Origin of the sequence: Burkholderia sp. 22088 (genome assembly GCF_052045915.1) — a bacterium.
Taxonomy (GTDB): Bacteria; Pseudomonadota; Gammaproteobacteria; order Burkholderiales; family Burkholderiaceae; genus Burkholderia; species Burkholderia cepacia.
Map to the genome: position 1 here is coordinate 1 of NZ_JBQEPY010000020.1, position 16584 is coordinate 16584.

General features: G+C 69.9%; 15 protein-coding genes. 8 read left to right on the top strand and 7 right to left on the bottom strand.

Annotated features, from left to right (window positions below; translation table 11 throughout):
• The 3 genes from ACTJLD_RS31985 to ACTJLD_RS31995 form a co-directional block, all read right to left on the bottom strand.
• Window positions 1-298: helix-turn-helix domain-containing protein (locus tag ACTJLD_RS31985; RefSeq protein WP_440660759.1), on the bottom strand; the 298-nt coding region annotated here is incomplete at its 3' end.
• 108 nt (window positions 299-406) lie between these two features.
• Entirely contained in the window at window positions 407-1321 is a 915-nt protein-coding gene (locus ACTJLD_RS31990) for an alpha/beta hydrolase family protein (RefSeq protein ID WP_200061129.1), read from the bottom strand.
• Between the two features lie 162 nt (window positions 1322-1483).
• Window positions 1484-3733, bottom strand: a complete 2250-nt coding sequence (locus ACTJLD_RS31995) for a TonB-dependent siderophore receptor (protein ID WP_440660650.1) — start codon at window positions 3731-3733, stop codon at window positions 1484-1486.
• 302 nt (window positions 3734-4035) lie between these two features.
• Between ACTJLD_RS31995 and ACTJLD_RS32000 the strand changes: the two genes are divergently transcribed.
• Complete coding sequence (locus ACTJLD_RS32000) at window positions 4036-4743, top strand: FadR/GntR family transcriptional regulator (RefSeq protein ID WP_021164174.1); 708 nt, start codon at window positions 4036-4038, stop codon at window positions 4741-4743.
• Window positions 4744-4776: 33 nt separating this feature from the next.
• On the opposite strand, the gene ACTJLD_RS32005 is transcribed toward ACTJLD_RS32000, so the two are convergent.
• The 4 genes from ACTJLD_RS32005 to ACTJLD_RS32020 all read right to left on the bottom strand — a co-directional run bounded on the left by ACTJLD_RS32005 (window position 4777) and on the right by ACTJLD_RS32020 (window position 8944).
• Window positions 4777-5799: a methyltransferase gene (locus tag ACTJLD_RS32005; protein WP_440660652.1), complete on the bottom strand. Its 1023-nt coding sequence runs from the start codon at window positions 5797-5799 to the stop codon at window positions 4777-4779.
• A 77-nt stretch (window positions 5800-5876) separates the two neighbouring features.
• Window positions 5877-6977: a 3-dehydroquinate synthase II family protein gene (locus ACTJLD_RS32010; RefSeq protein WP_021164176.1), complete on the bottom strand. Its 1101-nt coding sequence runs from the start codon at window positions 6975-6977 to the stop codon at window positions 5877-5879.
• A gap of 49 nt (window positions 6978-7026) precedes the next feature.
• On the bottom strand, window positions 7027-8091 hold the full coding sequence (locus tag ACTJLD_RS32015; protein ID WP_059696729.1) for a 3-dehydroquinate synthase II family protein: 1065 nt from the start codon (window positions 8089-8091) through the stop codon (window positions 7027-7029).
• Between the two features lie 52 nt (window positions 8092-8143).
• Complete coding sequence (locus ACTJLD_RS32020; protein ID WP_021164281.1) at window positions 8144-8944, bottom strand: 2-amino-3,7-dideoxy-D-threo-hept-6-ulosonate synthase; 801 nt, start codon at window positions 8942-8944, stop codon at window positions 8144-8146.
• A 285-nt stretch (window positions 8945-9229) separates the two neighbouring features.
• On the opposite strand from ACTJLD_RS32020, the gene ACTJLD_RS32025 reads away from it, so the two are divergent.
• From ACTJLD_RS32025 to ACTJLD_RS32055, 7 genes are all read left to right on the top strand, one after another.
• Window positions 9230-10276, top strand: a complete 1047-nt coding sequence (locus ACTJLD_RS32025) for an LLM class flavin-dependent oxidoreductase (RefSeq protein ID WP_230942759.1) — start codon at window positions 9230-9232, stop codon at window positions 10274-10276.
• Window positions 10277-10316: 40 nt separating this feature from the next.
• The gene (locus tag ACTJLD_RS32030; RefSeq protein WP_124533447.1) at window positions 10317-11543 is read left to right on the top strand and encodes an FAD-dependent monooxygenase; all 1227 of its coding nucleotides are present in this window, start codon (window positions 10317-10319) and stop codon (window positions 11541-11543) included.
• Window positions 11544-11609: 66 nt separating this feature from the next.
• A complete protein-coding gene (locus tag ACTJLD_RS32035; RefSeq protein WP_440660655.1) occupies window positions 11610-12134 on the top strand; it encodes a flavin reductase family protein in 525 nt (174 codons plus the stop codon).
• A gap of 197 nt (window positions 12135-12331) precedes the next feature.
• Window positions 12332-13255 carry a LysR family transcriptional regulator gene (locus ACTJLD_RS32040; protein WP_059685911.1) on the top strand — a complete coding sequence of 308 codons (924 nt, stop codon included), beginning with the start codon at window positions 12332-12334 and terminating at the stop codon, window positions 13253-13255.
• A gap of 100 nt (window positions 13256-13355) precedes the next feature.
• The gene (locus ACTJLD_RS32045; protein WP_124839634.1) at window positions 13356-15458 is read left to right on the top strand and encodes an FUSC family protein; all 2103 of its coding nucleotides are present in this window, start codon (window positions 13356-13358) and stop codon (window positions 15456-15458) included.
• Window positions 15448-15642, top strand: a complete 195-nt coding sequence (locus ACTJLD_RS32050; RefSeq protein WP_060172851.1) for a DUF1656 domain-containing protein — start codon at window positions 15448-15450, stop codon at window positions 15640-15642. The genes ACTJLD_RS32045 and ACTJLD_RS32050 overlap by 11 nt, the downstream gene beginning before the upstream one ends.
• 24 nt (window positions 15643-15666) lie before the next feature.
• A complete protein-coding gene (locus tag ACTJLD_RS32055) occupies window positions 15667-16581 on the top strand; it encodes a biotin/lipoyl-binding protein (RefSeq protein WP_440660657.1) in 915 nt (304 codons plus the stop codon).
• The last annotated feature ends 3 nt before the right edge of the window (window positions 16582-16584 follow it).

Below are 16584 nucleotides of genomic sequence, written 5' to 3' on the forward strand. Positions count from 1 at the left end.
GCACTTCGCGGCTGATAGTAGATGGCGCACGTCCTAACCGCGCCGCTATCGATCGAATCGACTGGCCGGCGACGACTGCGCGCGAGATTTCCTCGCGTTCGGCAAGCGTCAAGGCCAGCGTTGAACGGTGTCGAGGCGCTGGCTGTATTCCGCCAGTCCTGGCGAGAATCCCCTGAATAGAGGAATGGTAGCGATCGAACAGTTGGGCAATCTGATGAAGCGTGTCACCCTTGCGCCACCGCTCCCACATCAGTGCCTTTTGAGTCTCGGTGTAGTAGATCCTGCGCCGCTGTTTCATTTGCAACACCTCCACTGCTTACGCAGCGTCTAGTGTGTTGCATCGACCGGTTGAATCCACCGTCGCCAACGGCCATCCCCCCGGCCCAAACCGATCCCCCCAACCCACCTACTTCACCGCAACAAGCGGCCCGACAAACGCCTCGAAATGCGGCAGCCAGATCGGGATCGCCTCCTTGACCGCGAACATCCCGTGGCCGTTCTTGCCGAACGGCGGCTCGACGATCATCTGCCCGTGCCCACCCGCCGCCTGAAACGCGGCAAACCACGTCGCCACGACTTCCGGCGCGAAATACTTGTCGTTCTGCACGTAATGCCAGAGCACCGGCACGCGCGTCGTGCTCGCGAAATGCCCGATCGTGTCGGCCATCTGCCGCGGATCGCACGGCATGCCGGGATGCGTCGCGGGATTCCCGCCGCGCCCGCCCGAGAAGTTCACCACCGCGACCACGCCCTGCGGCGCGTAGCTCGCCGCCGCCAGCGACGCGAAGCCGCCCGCCGATTGCCCGACCAGCACGACGCGGCTTCGGTCCACCTGCGGCAACGTCTGCGCATACCGCACGGCCGCGAGCACATCGCGCGCGGCCTGCTGGCCGGCAGCGAGGTAATCGGGATGCCGGCACGACCCCGCATCCTCTTCGTCGACACCGCCCGTCGCACCGTACCCGCGACGGATCGGCACGATGACCGCGAAACCGTGCTGCACGAACGTCCGGATCTGCGGCAACGCGCGGTAGCGTCCCACCTTCGGCCGTGCGCGCGGATCGGGCGGGCTGCCGTGGCTCAGCACGATCAGCGGAAAAGGCCCGGGGCCGTTCGGCATGTAGGTCGTGGCGACGATGTCGCGTGTGCTCCCCCCTTCGTCGACCGGCACCTTGACGACGGTTTCATGCAGATCGGGGGCAATGGCGGTGTCTTCGACCGCCGTCGCCGCGCAGCCGGCGACGGAAGCGATCAACACGCCCGGGATCAGCACCCGGCACAGGGGGATGGCGATCGAGTTTCGGCGAACGACGATGCTCATGGGCAATCTCTCCACGAATCCAGGGATGACGGGCGAGGCTGTGGCGATGCGTACCGCGAAGGCGACAGTGTATCCGTGCGGCGCCGCAACCGGGCCGGCCGCATGCTTACAGCCCGCACCGGCTGCACACCCGGCACCGGCATCCTGATCGTCACCCCGCCATCACCACCGGTAACTGACATCCCCCGTCACCGTCAGCCGCGTGCCGTAGAAGCATCCTCCCGCCGAAAAGCACGACGACACATAAGTCCGGTCGAACAGGTTGTTCACGTGCGCCGCGACGCGCCACCCCTTCCACGCCGGCCGCTCGACACCCAGGTCGTACGACAGCCCGAGATCGAAGAGCACGACGGCCGGCACGTCGAACGTATTGACGTTGTCGCCCGCGCTGCGCCCGACGTAGCGCATGCCGCCGCCCACCCTCAGCCCGCGCAGCCCCGGCCGGTCGACCGCGTAGTCGAGCCACAGCGACGCCAGATGGCGCGGCACCGCCGCCACGCGCTTGCCAACGACGGCCGCGTCCGTATCGGCCTGCACCGTCGTGTCGAGATACGTGTACGCGGCGATCACGTCCAGTTGCTTCCAGACGCGCGACCGCCCTTCCAGCTCGATCCCGCGCGAGCGCACCTCGCCCGTCTGCACGTTGAAGAACGGATGCTCGGGATCGGCGGTCAGCACATTGCGCTGGCGAATGTCGAACGCGGCGATCGACGCGTTTTGCAACCGGTCCGGCGACTGGTAGCGCAGCCCGACCTCGAACTGCTTCGCCTTCGTCGGCGTGAACGGCTGGCCGTCGAAGCGCGTGCCGAGCGCCGGCTCGAACGACGTCGAATAGCTCAGGTACGGCGCGAAACCGCTGTCGAACAGATAAACGGCACCCGCGCGCCCGGTGAACGCACGCGTGCTCTGCCGCACGCTCGCGGAGCGCAGCAGGTCGTCGGTCGTCGTGCGCGACCATTCCTCGCGCCCGCCGAGCGTGAAGACCCAGCGATCCCAGCGCACCTGGTCCTGCAGGTAGACGCCGATCCGGTCGGGTGTCTGGCGCGTCTGCTGCCCGATCGGCGGCGCCGTGAACGGCTGCCCGTAATCGGGCGCACGCGTATCGAGCGGCGGCGCCGCGCCGAACCCCGACCCGACGAGGTTCGCCACCGCATGCTCGTACGACAGCCCGGCCAGCACCGTATGCTCGACCGGCCCCGTCATCACGCGCATCTCCGCCTGGTTGTCGAGCGCGAGATGGTTCACGTGCTCGCGCGACCACGACAGCGAACGGTTCAGCACGCCCGGCGCCAGGTAAGGCGCGACGAAATTGACGGCCGCGCCCGCGAAGTCGACGTCGAGATGCGTATAGCGCACGTTCTGCCGGACTTTCCACGTCGAGTCGAAATGGTGCTCGAACGCGTAGCCGATCATCGCCTGCGTGCGGTCGTACGTGTCGAAGCCGGGCAGCCCAGGATAGAAGCGCGTCGGCATCCGCCGGCCCGCGTCCGGCCACAGCGTGCCGAGGGCCGGCAGCCAGCCCGCGAAGTTGTTGTGCGGATCGCGCTGGAACGAACCCAGCAGCGTGAAACTCGTATCGGCGTTCGGCTGCCACGTCAGCGACGGCGCGACGACGATCCGCTGCTGCCGCGAGTAATCGATCTGCTCGTCCGCGCGGCGCGCGAGGCCGTCGATCCGGTAGCGCCACGTGCCGTCCTGCGTCACGGGCCCGCTGAAATCGAACGCGAGCTGCCCGCGATCGCGGTTGCCGGTCTGCACGGCGAGCAGGTGCTGCGCGTCGCGCGTCGGACGCTTGCTGACCATGTCGACGATGCCGCCGGGGCTCGCCTGCCCGTACAGCACCGACGCCGGGCCGCGCAACACGTCGATGCGTTCGAGCGTCCACGGATCGACGACGCTCGCGGCCCAGTTCACGCCTTTCGGCAGCGGCAGGCCGTCGAGCATCTGCGGATTGATCGCCGCCGCCGCGAACCCGCCGAAGCCGCGCAGGAACACGCTCTCGAGCACGCCGCCGGGGCGCGAGTCCGCGTACGTGCCCGGCGTGTAGCGCAGGCTCTCGCCGACGCTGTGCACGTCCTGCCGGTCCATCTGTTCGCGCGTGACGACCGACAGGCCCTGCGGCACCTCGACGATCGCCGTGTCGGTCTTGGTGCCCGCGCGCGACACGTCGGCCGCGATGCCGTTCACGGGGCCGACGCCCGTCTCGCGCCGCCCGTCGACGACGATCGGCGCGAGCAGCGGCGCATCCGCGGGCTCGCCCGCGTCCGGCGCATCTTGCGCGGCAGCCGAAGCGGCGATCGGCATCGTAGCCGCGCAGGCCAGTACGGCCGCCCAGCCCGGCACGCGCCGCAACGCCGCGCACGGCAACGGAAATCCAGGCCGCGCATCGCGGCCGATGTGTGATCGATTCATGTCGGGTTATCCGGAAAGCGGAGACGGGCGTCGGCGGATACGTCGCGCCCTTGGGTACGGAGACGGGCCGCTCTTGCAACGGCGACCTCGACTGAACAGCGAATGCGAATCATTTACGCCGACGCGGCGCGGGTAAATGCCGGTGGACGCAATCGACGAATGTGCGGCATGCATCGATCGGCCGCAGGTTTATTCGTCTGACGTTAACAAAATGTCACGTTTGAATGTCGTTATCCTGAACGACCAAATGAATGATCGGATGATAGGATAGCGACACCCTCAAGTTTCAAGCGACACACTTAATGTCAAGCCTGCCCCCGGCCACCCGACACTCCCTCGTCGATTCTGCGATCGAGATCCTCAAGTCCAACATCACTTCCGGCATCTGGCGCGTCGGCCAGCGCATTCCGACCGAGCTCGATCTCGCGAAGCAGCTCGAAGTCGGGCGCAACACGGTGCGCGAGGCGGTCCGTACGCTCGCGTATTCCGGCGTGCTCGAAGTGCGCCAGGGCGACGGCACCTATGTGCGCCGCAACGTCGATCCGGCCGAAACGATGCGCAACGTTGATCGTGCCGCGCGCAGCGACCATCTCGAACTGCAATGCATGCTCGAAACGGAATGCGCGCGCTACGCGGCGCGCCGGCGCACCGACGAGGATCTCGTGACGCTGCGCAAGCTGCTGAAGGCGCGCGGCGAGCGCGAAGCGTCGCGCGACGTGAAGAAGTTCGTCGAGCGCGACCGCGCGTTTCACATCGCCGTGGCCGCCGCCTCGCACAATCACGCACTCGAAGCGCTGTATCGCTATTTCTCGGGCTCGATCCTCGCGAACGTGGAAGACATCCTCGTCGAACTCGATGAGGCCGAAATCCCCGAGCCGGACATGCGGGCGCACCAGGCGGTGCTCGACGCGATCGAACAGCGCGACGAGAACAAGGCGGTGCGCGCGACGCTCGCGATCCTCAAGCCGCAGATGACCTGGCTCGAGACGCGCGAGGCGCCCGCCGCCTGACGGGCACCGTACGCCCGGTATGGCCGGTGCGCGCTACGCGGCGACGGCCTCGATCACATCGATCTGCCCGTCCGGCGCGGAGCGGAGCCCCGCGGGCCGCCAGCCGGCGGCGACGAGCAGCGCGTCGTATTCGGCCCGCGTGCGCTCGCGGCCGCTGCCCCAGCACATCATGTGGATGTCGTAGAGCTTCGAGAAATGCGCGACGCCCGGCGCCGGCACGACCCGCTCGATCACGAACACGCGCGCGCCGTCGCGGGCGCTTTCGCGTGCCCGCCTGAGGATCGCCACGCATTCGTCGTCGTTCCAGTCGTGCAGGATCAGCTTCAGCAGGTAGACGTCGGCGGCCGGCACCGCGTCGAACATGTTGCCGCCCGCCTTGCTGCAGCGCGCGCTCACGCCCATCCGCTGCGCCCAGTCGTCCGCGTCGCCGTCGATCACCTCCGGCAGGTCGAACACGACACCGGTCAGCGCGCCGAACCGCCGCAGCAGGCTGCACAGCATGTGCCCCTGGCCGCCGCCGATATCGCACGCGTGCGTGCCCGGCGCGAACGTGACGTCGCGCAGCGCATCGACGACCTGTTCCGACTGCACGGTCGAGAAGCTCGACATCGCGCGCTTGAAATCGCATCGGTAGCGTTCGTGATCCTTCGCATAGTCGAACGCCATCGCGCCGAACTCGCGGACGAAGCCGTTCTGCTGCCCCTCGCGCACCATGTCGGGCAGGTGCGCCCAGATCGCGTAGTGCTCGGGGCCCTCCTGCAACAGCACGAAATCGCGCAACGTACTCGCGGCGTCCGCGTGCAGCAGCGCCCCCGCCGCGGTGGCCCGGAAGCCGCGCCGCGTGTCCTCGTCGAGCAGCCCGAGCGCGGCGAGCGCACGCAGCAGCCGGTACAGCAGCGGTTCGTCGACGTCGAGCGTCGCCGCGAGCGCGGCCGACGAAACCGGTGCATCCGTCGTGACCGCATCGAACACGCCGAGCCGCGTGCCCGCATACAGGATCCGGCTGCGCCACCGCCCGAACAGTGTATCCAGCACCTGTTTTGCCGCATTTTCCATAAAGCACTCCTGAACAGGGTTCGACCGCGCCGGTGCACGATGCACCGGGCGATCGCATCGTCAACGAAGCAGGCGGATCACTGCTCGTGCAGGAATTCCCGGATCGGGTAGCCGACATGGCGCTGCGCATCGAGCGTATAGCCGAGGATGCGGTCGCCGCGCTTGAGTTCCGTGATGTTGTGCACGCTGCCTTTCGGCCCGAGCACGCGCACGTGCCAGTCGTCCTGCGCAATGATGTTGATCGCGCGATTCGCGGCATTCTTCGCCTCGATCAGCAGCAGCGGCCGCGTCTCGACCTTCGCGCGCCCGACCACGACGCGGCGTGCCTTGCCCTGCACGTTGACGGCGAGGATCTCCGCGCCCGATTCAAGCTCGGCGAGGTAGCGGGTGCGGTTGTCCGGCGCGACGACATACGAATGGAGCGCGGCCGCGTTCACGCGGAACGGGCGCGTCGGCATGTACGGCAGCGGGTGCGTCTCGCTGCTGATCAGGATCATGCCGGTCGAATACGAGCCCACGAGGATTCCCTCGTCCTGCTCGAAGCGCGAGCAGGTGTCGACGCATACGCGCTCGCCCGGCCCCAGGTGCGTGAGCCCGACGATCTCGATTTCCTCGAGCTGCAGATCCTCGACCGTGTCGCTGCAGATCGACACGAGCTGCGTAGCCTGCCCGACCTGCGTCGGCGTAAGCAGCACGCCTTCGGGGCCGCGCTGCAGCACGTTCAGCGTCACTTCGGCATCCTCCAGGTCGGCGACGACGGTGATCAGCTCGCCCGCCGCGCGATCGGCGGCCGCCAGCAGGATCTCGAGCGGGATCTTGCTCGGGTCCTGCAGGAATTCGACGAGCAGCCACGGCGTGGACACCGACAGCTCGCACGCGCGCGTGAGCGTCGCCTCGCCCGTCACTTCGATGAACACGCCGAGCTCGACGCCGTCCGGCACCGCGAAATCGACCGGCAGTCCATCCTTCACGAGGACGATCTGCACCTGCTCGAGCAGCGCGGCATCGGCCGGCTGCCGATCGACGACCGCGACCTTGCACGCGCTCGGCGGCAGCCGCCCGGCCTGCTCCGCATCCTTCACGACGAATGCGGACACGCCGACATGCAGCGCTTCCTCGGTGATCTCGTCCGCGAGCTCGCCGATGTTGCGCAGGTCAATCCAGGAAAGCTTCTTCAAGGCCAATCTCCTTCGAAGGGGATAAAGCAGGTTGAATGACAGGGTGAAACTAGCGACTGACGGCAACGGCCGAACGCGACGCGGCGGCCCGCATCCGGCAATCCACCCAGCCGGCGCCCGGCTCGTAGCCGGCCAGCCGGACGCCGGGCGCGACATCGGCGAGCCCGACGGCCGTGCCGCCGTCGGTCCGGAACCGCACCGCGCGGTCGCCGCGCAGCACGACACGCGTGCTCGTGCCGGATGCGCTGCGCGTGTGCAACGCGACGAGCGGCGCGGATTCGATCCGCACGCGGCCGACCACGATCGCGCGCGTGTCGCCCGCCGCGCCGACCGTCAGGATCCGCTCGCCCGAACGCAGCAGCGAAAGCTGGCGCGCGCGGTCGCCGCCGCAGAACACGAACGATTCGGCCGAGCCGGCGTCGATGCCGAACACGAGCGGCCGGCCCGGCGGGTGCGCGGCGCCGGCCGCGACGACGAGCAGCATGCTGGTCGCGCTCGCGCCGGCCAGCACGCACTCTTCGCCGTCGAGCTGCGAACAGCCGTCGATCACCGCATGCAGCCCGACGCCGAGCGGCTCGACGCGCTGCACCTCGAATGCCTTCAGCTTCAGCGGCTCGCGCGAGCGCAGCTCGCCGCACGCGGCCAGCACGCCGCGCAACGCCGCCGCATCGCGCGGTGCGAACGCGATGTCGACCGGCGACTGCGCATGCTTGCGCGCGAGATAGGCCGCGCCGTGCGGATCGGCGAGCGACACGACGATGCGGCACGCGGCGTCGCGGACACCCTCGAGCAGGCGCTCGAGCGGCATCGTGGTCGCGAGCGCGTAGTCGAGCAGGACGAGCGCGTGCCGCGCGATCGCGGCGCGCGCGGCATCGAAATCGGCCGCGCCGTCGATCCTCACGCGAACGCCCGCGAGCGGCGCATGCGCATCGTCGACCAGCGTCGCGACGCCCGCCGTCGAAACGGTCAATAGCGCCGCCGCGCCGGCCGCGCACGTATCGCGACCGGCCTCGCCCACCACGACGCGGCGCGCGCCGGCCCTCGCCGCGTCGGCCGCGACGGCGCCTGCCTGCGCGCCGAGCGCGCGCAGGTCGATCCACGGATAGCGATGCATGGAAACCCTCGATGGTCGAAAAAGACCGGGTACGACGGCCCGGCGCAGCGGATCAGGCGGCCAGGTGCGCGGCGCGGCGCTCGACGCCGTGCACCGCGTCCGACAGGCGGCGGATCAGCGGGGCGGCCTTCGGCGCGGCGAACACGTTGCGGCCGGCCGCGATGCCGAGCGCGCCCGCGTTCATCACCCGCGACGTGAACGCGACGAACTCGTCTTCGGGCAGCTTCGCGCCGCCCGCGACCAGCACCGGCAGCGACGAACCGGCAATGATGTCGGCCATGCTCGCGGCGTCGCCGCTGTACGGCAGCTTGACGATGTCGGCGCCGAGATCCGCCGCGACGTTCGCCGCATGGGCGATCAGTTCGGCCTGCGGACGATCGCCGAGGCCGGGGCCGCGCGGATAGATCATCGCGAGCAGCGGCAGCGACCAGCGCGCGCATTCGGTCGCGATGCGGCTCAGGTCGAGCAGCTGCTGGGATTCCGTTTTCGAGCCGAGATTCACGTGCACGCTGACCGCGTCCGCGCCGCTCGCCAGCGCGTCCTCGACGCTCGCGAACAGCGTCTTCGCGTTCGCGTCCTCCGCGTAGCGCGTGCAACCGTTCAGGTGCACGACGAGCGCGAGATCGCTCAGCACGTCGGGCGCCAGGAAGCGCGCGCGGCCCCGATGCACGACGATCGCGTCGCCGCCGTGCGCGGCGATGTCGCCAACCAGTTGCCGCAACTGCTGCGGATGGGCGATCGGCCCGTCCGCGAGCGAATGATCGAGCGGCACCATCAGACACTTGCCCGACGCGGCACGCACCACCCGCCGCATCCTGAGCGCCTTGCCAGAAACCGATAGAAGAGCGTTCATCCGTGATTCCTCGCCAGAAATGGAAAGGCCGGCCCGTTCGACTTCAGCCTGCCCCCGGGGTGCCCGCTTGCGGGCGGAACTGGAGCGACAACTGAGCAACGCTTGCAGCAAATCTTGCGACGTGTAAGACTTGCATAGACCCAATCATCCTATGATTGGATCATCCTTGCAAGTGCCTTGCGAGCGATCCTGTTTCCCGACCGGGGGACGCATTCGTCGCGGCGTCGCTTCCCCTTTGCAGACAACGGCAGCACATCAACCTGTGAGGTGTCTATGAAGTTCGGCGTGTCCTTCCTGCCCGATACCGGCCCGGCCGACCGCCCGGCGGCCGATTATTACGCCCAGGCGCTGAAGCTCAGCGCGCTGTCCGAGCGGCTCGGCTACACGTACGTGAAGATGACCGAGCACTACCTGAAGCCGTACGGCGGCTACAGTCCGTCGCCGCTGATGTTCCTCGCGGCCGTGGCCGCGCAGACGAAGTCGATCCGCCTGATGACGGGCGGCATCCAGGCGTCGTTCCATCATCCGATCCAGCTCGCGGCCGAAGCCGCGCAGCTCGACGCGATCTCGAACGGGCGGCTCGAGCTGGGCTTCGCGCGCGCCTTCCTGCCGTACGAATTCGATGCGTTCGGCATCGATCTCGACTCGAGCAAGACGCGCTTCCAGCAGACGATCGACGCGACGGTGCGGCTTCTCGCCGAGGAATCGGCCAGCGAGGACACCCCGTTCTTCCGCTACCGCGACGCGCAATCGCTGCCGCGCCCGACGCAGCAGCCGCGCCCGCCGGTGTGGGTCGCGGCGCTGCTCACGCCGTCCAGCTTCGAGTGGATCGGCGAACGCGGCTTCAACCTGCTGATGGCCGCGCCGCCGCGCAAGGCCGCGCTCGCGAAGACACAGGAGATGGTGGCGCTCTATCGCGACACGTTCGAGCGCCATCACGGCCACACCGGCCGCAAGCCGCAGGTCGCGATCAGCATCCCGCTGATGATCGGCACGTCGGACGCGCATGCGCTGGCACTCGCGGAGCCGCGCCTGCGCCATCACTGGCGCAATTTCGCGGAAGCGGCGAAGTCGTGGGAGCAGGTGCAGTCGCCGGCCTACCAGGGCTACAACGAAGCGATGAAGAACAAGATGGGCGGCATGGACACGGCCGACCTCGACGCAACCGCCGTGCTCGGCACGCCCGACACCGTGCGCCAGCGCATTCGCGCGCTCGAGGCCGACCTCGGCCTCGACGCGATCCTGTGGCACATCGACTACGGCGCGCAGCCGTACGAACTGATGAGCAACAACCTGGAGGTGTTCGCCCGCGACGTACTGCCGGGACTATGACGCCATGCCGATTCCTTCCGGATCCACCACGGGCTCGCCCATGACACCGTCCCTGTCACTCGACACGATCGTCGTCGGCGCCGGCATCGGCGGCCTCGCCGCCGCGCTCGCGCTGCGGCGCGCCGGCCATCGGGTCACCGTCCTCGAGCAGAGCCGGGCGTTTCGGGAAGTCGGCGCCGGGCTGCAGGTCGTGCCGAACGCGACGCGCGCGCTGCGTGCGCTCGGCGTGCTCGACCGGCAGCGGCTGGCCGCCGTCGCCCCGATCGCGACGATCCGCCGCCGCTGGCAGGACGGCAGCCTGCTCGGTTCCTTCCCGCTCGGCGACGCTGTCGAAGCCGAGTTCAACGCACCGTACTGGAACGCGCATCGCGCCGACCTGCATGCCGCGCTGCTCGACGCCGTGCGCGACCCGTACACGGCCGGCCCGCCGGTCGCCGTCCTCGGCGGCATCGCGGTGCGCGGCCTCGACGCATACGGGCCGGACGGCGCGACGCTCGTCGATGCGGCGGGCACGCGCTGGCGCGCGGATCTCGTCGTCGCGGCCGACGGCATTCATTCGACGCTGCGCCACGCGCTGCTCGGCGACGACGCGCCGCACTACAGCGGCGACGACGCGTATCGCGCGCTGATCGACGCCGATGCGATCGACCCGCGCTCGCCCGTGTTCGAGATCGTCAGGGAACCGCAGGTGACGATCTGGCTCGGGCCCGGCCGGCACGCGATCCATTACTGGGTGCGCGACCGCCGGCTGCTGAACCTCGTCGTGATCGTGCCGGGCGACGGCAGCACGCGCGAATCGTGGAGCAGCAAGGGCGACCGCGCGACGCTCGAGGCCGAGCTCGCCGGCTGGGATCCGCGCCTCGTCGGGCTGATCCGCTGCGCGTCGGACCTGAGCCGCTGGTCGCTGCACGACCGCCAGCCGCTCGCGCGCTGGGTATGGGACAGCGTGTGCCTGCTCGGCGACGCGTGCCACCCGATGCTGCCGTACCAGTCGCAAGGCGCCGCGCAGGCGCTCGAGGACGCGGTCGTGCTCGGCCGGTGCGTGACCGGGCTCGCGTCGAAGGACGCGCTCGGCGCCGCGCTGGTCGAATACCAGCGCCTGCGGATCGACCGCAGCGCGCGGATCCAGCTTGCATCGGCCGGCAACGGCGGCGTATTCCACCTGCCCGACGGCCCCGAGCAGCAGGCGCGCGACGCCGAGCTCAAGTCGCGCCGCGCCGACTTCAAGTCCTATCACTGGACCTGGGCCGACGCGTACCAGCTTTGACGCCCGCCCCGGTGCCGCGCGGCGCGACCTGCGCGGTACCGGGGCTCCTCGCGACAGGACCGCATCATGACGAACACCGTGGACATTGCGCAGCAACTGAAACAGGCGATGCGCGGCGTGGCCGCCACCGTCACGATCGTGACGACCGGCGGCGACGGCGCCGCCGCCGCACCGTGCGCGCTGACCGCCAGCTCGTTCACGTCGGTCGCGCTCGATCCGCCGACCGTGCTGGTGTGCATCAACCGGCGCGCGAGCATTCACGCGTCGATCACCGGCCGCCGGCGCTTCTGCGTGAACGCGCTGCGAAGCTGCCACGTGCCGCTCGCGCTCGCGTGCAGCACGACGGGCTCCGACGCGCGTTTCGCGCACGACGCATGGCGTACCGACGTGGCGACGGGCCTGCCCTATCTCGAGAACGCGCAGACGTCGTTCTTCTGCGACACGCTCGAACAGGTCGAGATCGGCTCGCATTCGATTCTGGTCGGGCGGGTCACGCGCGTCGCGATGTCCGCCGACGTGAACCCGCTGATGTACGTGAACGGCGCGTTCGCCGCCGTCCGCTCGCTGCCGTCCGATGCCGGCGGCGGGTAACGGGCGCACGTGCCGTTGTTTCGAGCATTCGTTCGCGGGGTTCGCATTAGGCCCGTGTGCTCGAGGAAACACGCCCCCAGCGATGCGTGCGTCACGCGTGATGCGGCACGCAATCGTTGCGTGCGCTGCAGTCACGCTGCGCGCGCACATCACGCACTACCATTGCGCCGCATGCACGCGATGAAACGGAGAAGCCGATGGCACCCGACCTGAACCTGCTGATTTCGCTCGATGCGCTGCTCGAAGAGGGCAGCGTCGTCGGCGCCGCACGCCGCATGAACCTCAGCCCGCCCGCGATGAGCCGTACGCTCGCGCGCATCCGCGAAACGGTCGGCGACCCGATCTTCGTGCAGGCCGGCCGCAAGATGGTGCCGACGCCGCGTGCGCTCGAACTGCGCGGCGTCGTCCGCGAAACCGTGGAGCGCGCATCGCAGTTGCTCGCGCCGTCTGCGGAAATCGATCTCGGCACGCTCGACAAGCAGTTCAACGTGCGTGCGAACGACGTCTTCGTCGGCCTGCACAGCAGCCGGCTGCTGGAGGAGATGGCGCGCGGGATGCCGCGCGCGATGCTGCGCTTCATGCCCGAGGAAGACGACGTCGACGACGACGCATTGCGCAGCGGCCGCATCGACCTCTTCATCAGCGCGTCGCGCCGCCTGGGGCCGGAGATTCGCGTGCAGCCGCTGTTCACGACGACCTTCGTCGGCCTCGCGCGCCACGACCATCCGATCTTCGACGACGACATCACGCCCGAGCGCTTCGCGCGCTGGCCGCATATCGGCGTCTCGCGGCGCGGCAAGTCGGCGGGGCCGATCGACGACGCGCTCGCCGCGCGCGGGCTCGCGCGCCACGTGCTGCTCGTCGTGCCGACGCCGTATGCGGCGATCTTCGCGCTGCAGGCGTCGGACCTGATCCTGCCGCTGCCCGAGCATCTCGCGCGCGGCGCGGTGCGGGCCGGGCTCGGCGTGCGCACGTTCGAACTGCCGGTGCCGCTCGAAACCGTGCTGATCACGCAGGCGTGGCATCCGCGCTTCCAGAGCGACCCCGCGCACCAGTGGTTGCGGCGTGTCGTGCGCGGGCTGTGCACCGGCCAGCCGGCGCTGCGTGCGGCGCATGCATGACGGATGCGTTGCACGCACTCGTCGAGTGCAAAGACGTCACTGTTCGGCATGCATGGCGCGACCGTAGACTGGCTTCGTCCTTTCTCATGGAGCGAGTGCAGTGCATGACGCAGCAGATCAGACGCGCGCCGTCGCGGCGCCGCCCCGCCGCCTGACTCGCGCGGCCGCGGCGCTGATCGCGCGCATCGACATCTTCACGCCGCGCGGCGCGTATGTCGCGCGCTCGGTCATCGCCGCCGCGCTCGCGCTCGGCGTCGCGTACCTGCTCGAACTGGAAACGCCGTATTCGGCCGCGTCGACGGTGCTGCTCGTGATCAATCCCGTCCAGGGCGCGGTGATCGGCAAGGGCGTGTGGCGCGTGGTCGGCACGATCGCGGGGATGGTCGTCGCGTTCGTGCTGATGGGCTGCTTCGCGCAGCAGCCGCTGCTGTTCATCCTCGGCTTCGCGTTCTGGCTCGGCGTCTGCGTCGCGGGCATGACGCTGCTGCGGCACTTCCGCGCGTCGGGCACCGTCGTGGCCGGCTACACGATCGGCCTCGCGACCTACGGCGCGATGCAGCATCCCGAGCTGACCTTCGAACACGTGATCGGGCGCGGCTCGACGGTCGCGATCGGCGTGCTGTGCCTGAGCCTCGTGTCGATGCTGCTCGGCACGCGCGACGTGCACGCGAAACTCGACGCGCTGGTGACGCGCGTCACCGCCGACGTCGCGCGGGTCATCGCCGCGCAGCGCAACGGCCTCGCGGCGGCACCGGCCGACGACAAGCGGCACGCGCTGTTCGCCGGCATCTACGGCATCGACGATCTGCTCGCGCTCGGCAAGGCCGAATCGGAGGATCTCGCGCAACGCGCGGCCGCCGTGCGGCACGGGATGGCCTCGCTGTTCGGCGCGCTCGCGGGCGGCATGCCGCCGCTGCCGGCCGACAGCCCCGGCGCGCGCGCGGTCGCATCGCTTCAGCCGCGTCTCGCGGCCGCGTGGCAGGCCGCCGCCGACGCATTGGGCGACGGCCCCGGCGGCGCGACGCACGCGCGTGCACTGCTCGGCGATGCGCGCGAACGCCTGCGCGACGCACTCGACGGCATCGCGCTCGGCGATCCGCGCGACGATGCGGCGTTGCTGATCGCCGGCGAGCGGCTGATCGAACAGATCGACGACTACCGCGCGGCGCTCGACGGGCTCGTCGAATTGCAGCGCCCGCGCCCGGGCTACCGGCCCGCGCGGGTGCGCTTTCACCGCGACACGGGCGCGGCCCTGCGCAACGGCGTGCGCGCCGCGTGCGCGATCGTGATCTCGGGCGCATTCTGGCTCGCGACCGGCTGGAACCAGGGCGACATGATGCTGCTCGTCGTCGCGCCGTACTGCGCGCTGCTCGCGACCGCAGGCAACCCGGCCGCCGGCGCGCAGGCGTTCATCAAGGGCACGGTGCTCGCCGTGCCGGCCGCGTTCGTGTGCGCGTTCGGCATCCTGCCGCGCATCGAAGGCTTTCCGCTGCTCGTCGTCGCGCTCGCGCTGTTCTGGATGCCCGGCATCTACGCGACGAGCGTGCCGAAGACCGCGCTCGCGGGGCTCGCCTATCTCGTCGCGTTCAACACGCTGACCGGCGCGACCAATCCGTTCCGCCCCGACGTTGCGCTGTTCCTGAACCAGTCGGTCGCGTGGGTGCTCGCCACGTTCCTCACGCTGCTCACGTTCCGGTTGATCCTGCCAGGCAACCTGGCCACCGACGCCACGCGGCTGCGCCGCACGATCCGCGACGACACGCTCGCGCTCGTGGCCGGCCGGCGCGTCACGGCGGCGGGCTGGCAGCAGCGCCAGCAGCACCGCATCGCGCAGCTCGGCGCGCTGCTCGCGGGCCAGCCCGCCGCGATGACGCAGGCGAGCATCGAGGCGCTCGCGGCACTGCACGTCGGCAAGGAGCTGCTGCGGATCCGCCGCGGTGCCGCGCGCGACGGCCTGCCCGACCCCGCGCGGCGATGCGTGCGGGCGGGGCTCGCGGGCCTCGCGCGGCACGCGGCGGCCCCGCCGCGCGCGGCCCGGCATGCACGGCGCGCCGCGCACGCGCTGGCCGGCCTCGCCGCCGCGCAGCCGGGCAACACCGAACTGAAGTGGCTGATGGCCGCGTTCGCCGACGTCTACGTGCTGCTGCACACGTACGCCGCCTATTTCACCGCCGTTCCGGAGCGCGCCCGCGATGCTCAGTGAATTCCCGCTGGCCGGCATCTACCTGCCGCCCTTTTTCGTCTATGCGTGCGCGACCGTGCCGCTCTACCTGGCCGTGCGCGCGCTGCTCGCCCGGCTCGGCGTGCTGCGCCGCGTGTGGCATCCGGCGCTGTTCGAGTTCGCGATTTCGCTCGTGCTGGTCGCCGCGCTGATCCTCTATTTCTAGCCTTCCGTCGGAACGTATCGCGTCATGTCGCTCAAACCCCTCACCCGCTCCCTGCTGACGCTCGCCACCGTGGCCGTGGCGATCGTGCTGGTCGCCGCGCTCTGGCATGCATACGTCCTCGCGCCGTGGACGCGCGACGCGCGTGTCAGCGCGCACGTCGTGCGGATCGCGCCCGAAGTATCGGGCACCGTCGTCGAAGTCGCGGTGGTCGACAACCAGCGCGTCGCGAAAGGCGACGTGCTGTACCGGATCGATCCGCAGCGCTTCGCGCTGGCGGTGGAACAGGCCGAGGCGCAGGTCACCGCGACCGCCGAGTCGATGCGCCAGAAGCGCGACGAAGCGCAGCGGCGCACCGGCCTCGACGATCTCGTGCCGCGGGAGGACATCCAGCGCTCGAGCCGCGCGGTGGCGATCGCGCAGGCCGAGCACCGCAAGGCGCTGGCCGCGCTCGACGTCGCGAAGCTCGACCTCGAACGCACGACGCTGCGCTCGCCGGTCGACGGTTACGTGACGCAGCTGCGCCTGCGTCACGGCGACTACGCGGTCGAAGGCAAGCCCGGCATCTCGGTGCTCGACGCGCACAGCTTCTGGATCACCGGCTATTTCGAGGAAACCAAGCTGCGCCGCGTCGCGACGGGTGCACCCGCGACGATCCGGCTGATGGGCTTCGATCCGCTGCTGAGCGGGCACGTGACGAGCATCGGCCGCGGCATCGCCGACGAAAACGGCACGCTCGACGAACTCGGCCTACCGGCCGTCAACCCGACCTTCAGCTGGGTGCGGCTCGCGCAGCGCATTCCGGTGCGCATCGAGATCGACCGGGTGCCGGCCGGCGTGCTGCTGGCGGCCGGCATGACGTGCAGCGTCGAAGTCGGCGAACACGGGCGCGAGCGCACGCCGCGCGGCCGGCTCGCGTCGTGGCTGCACGCGTGGATGTGACGG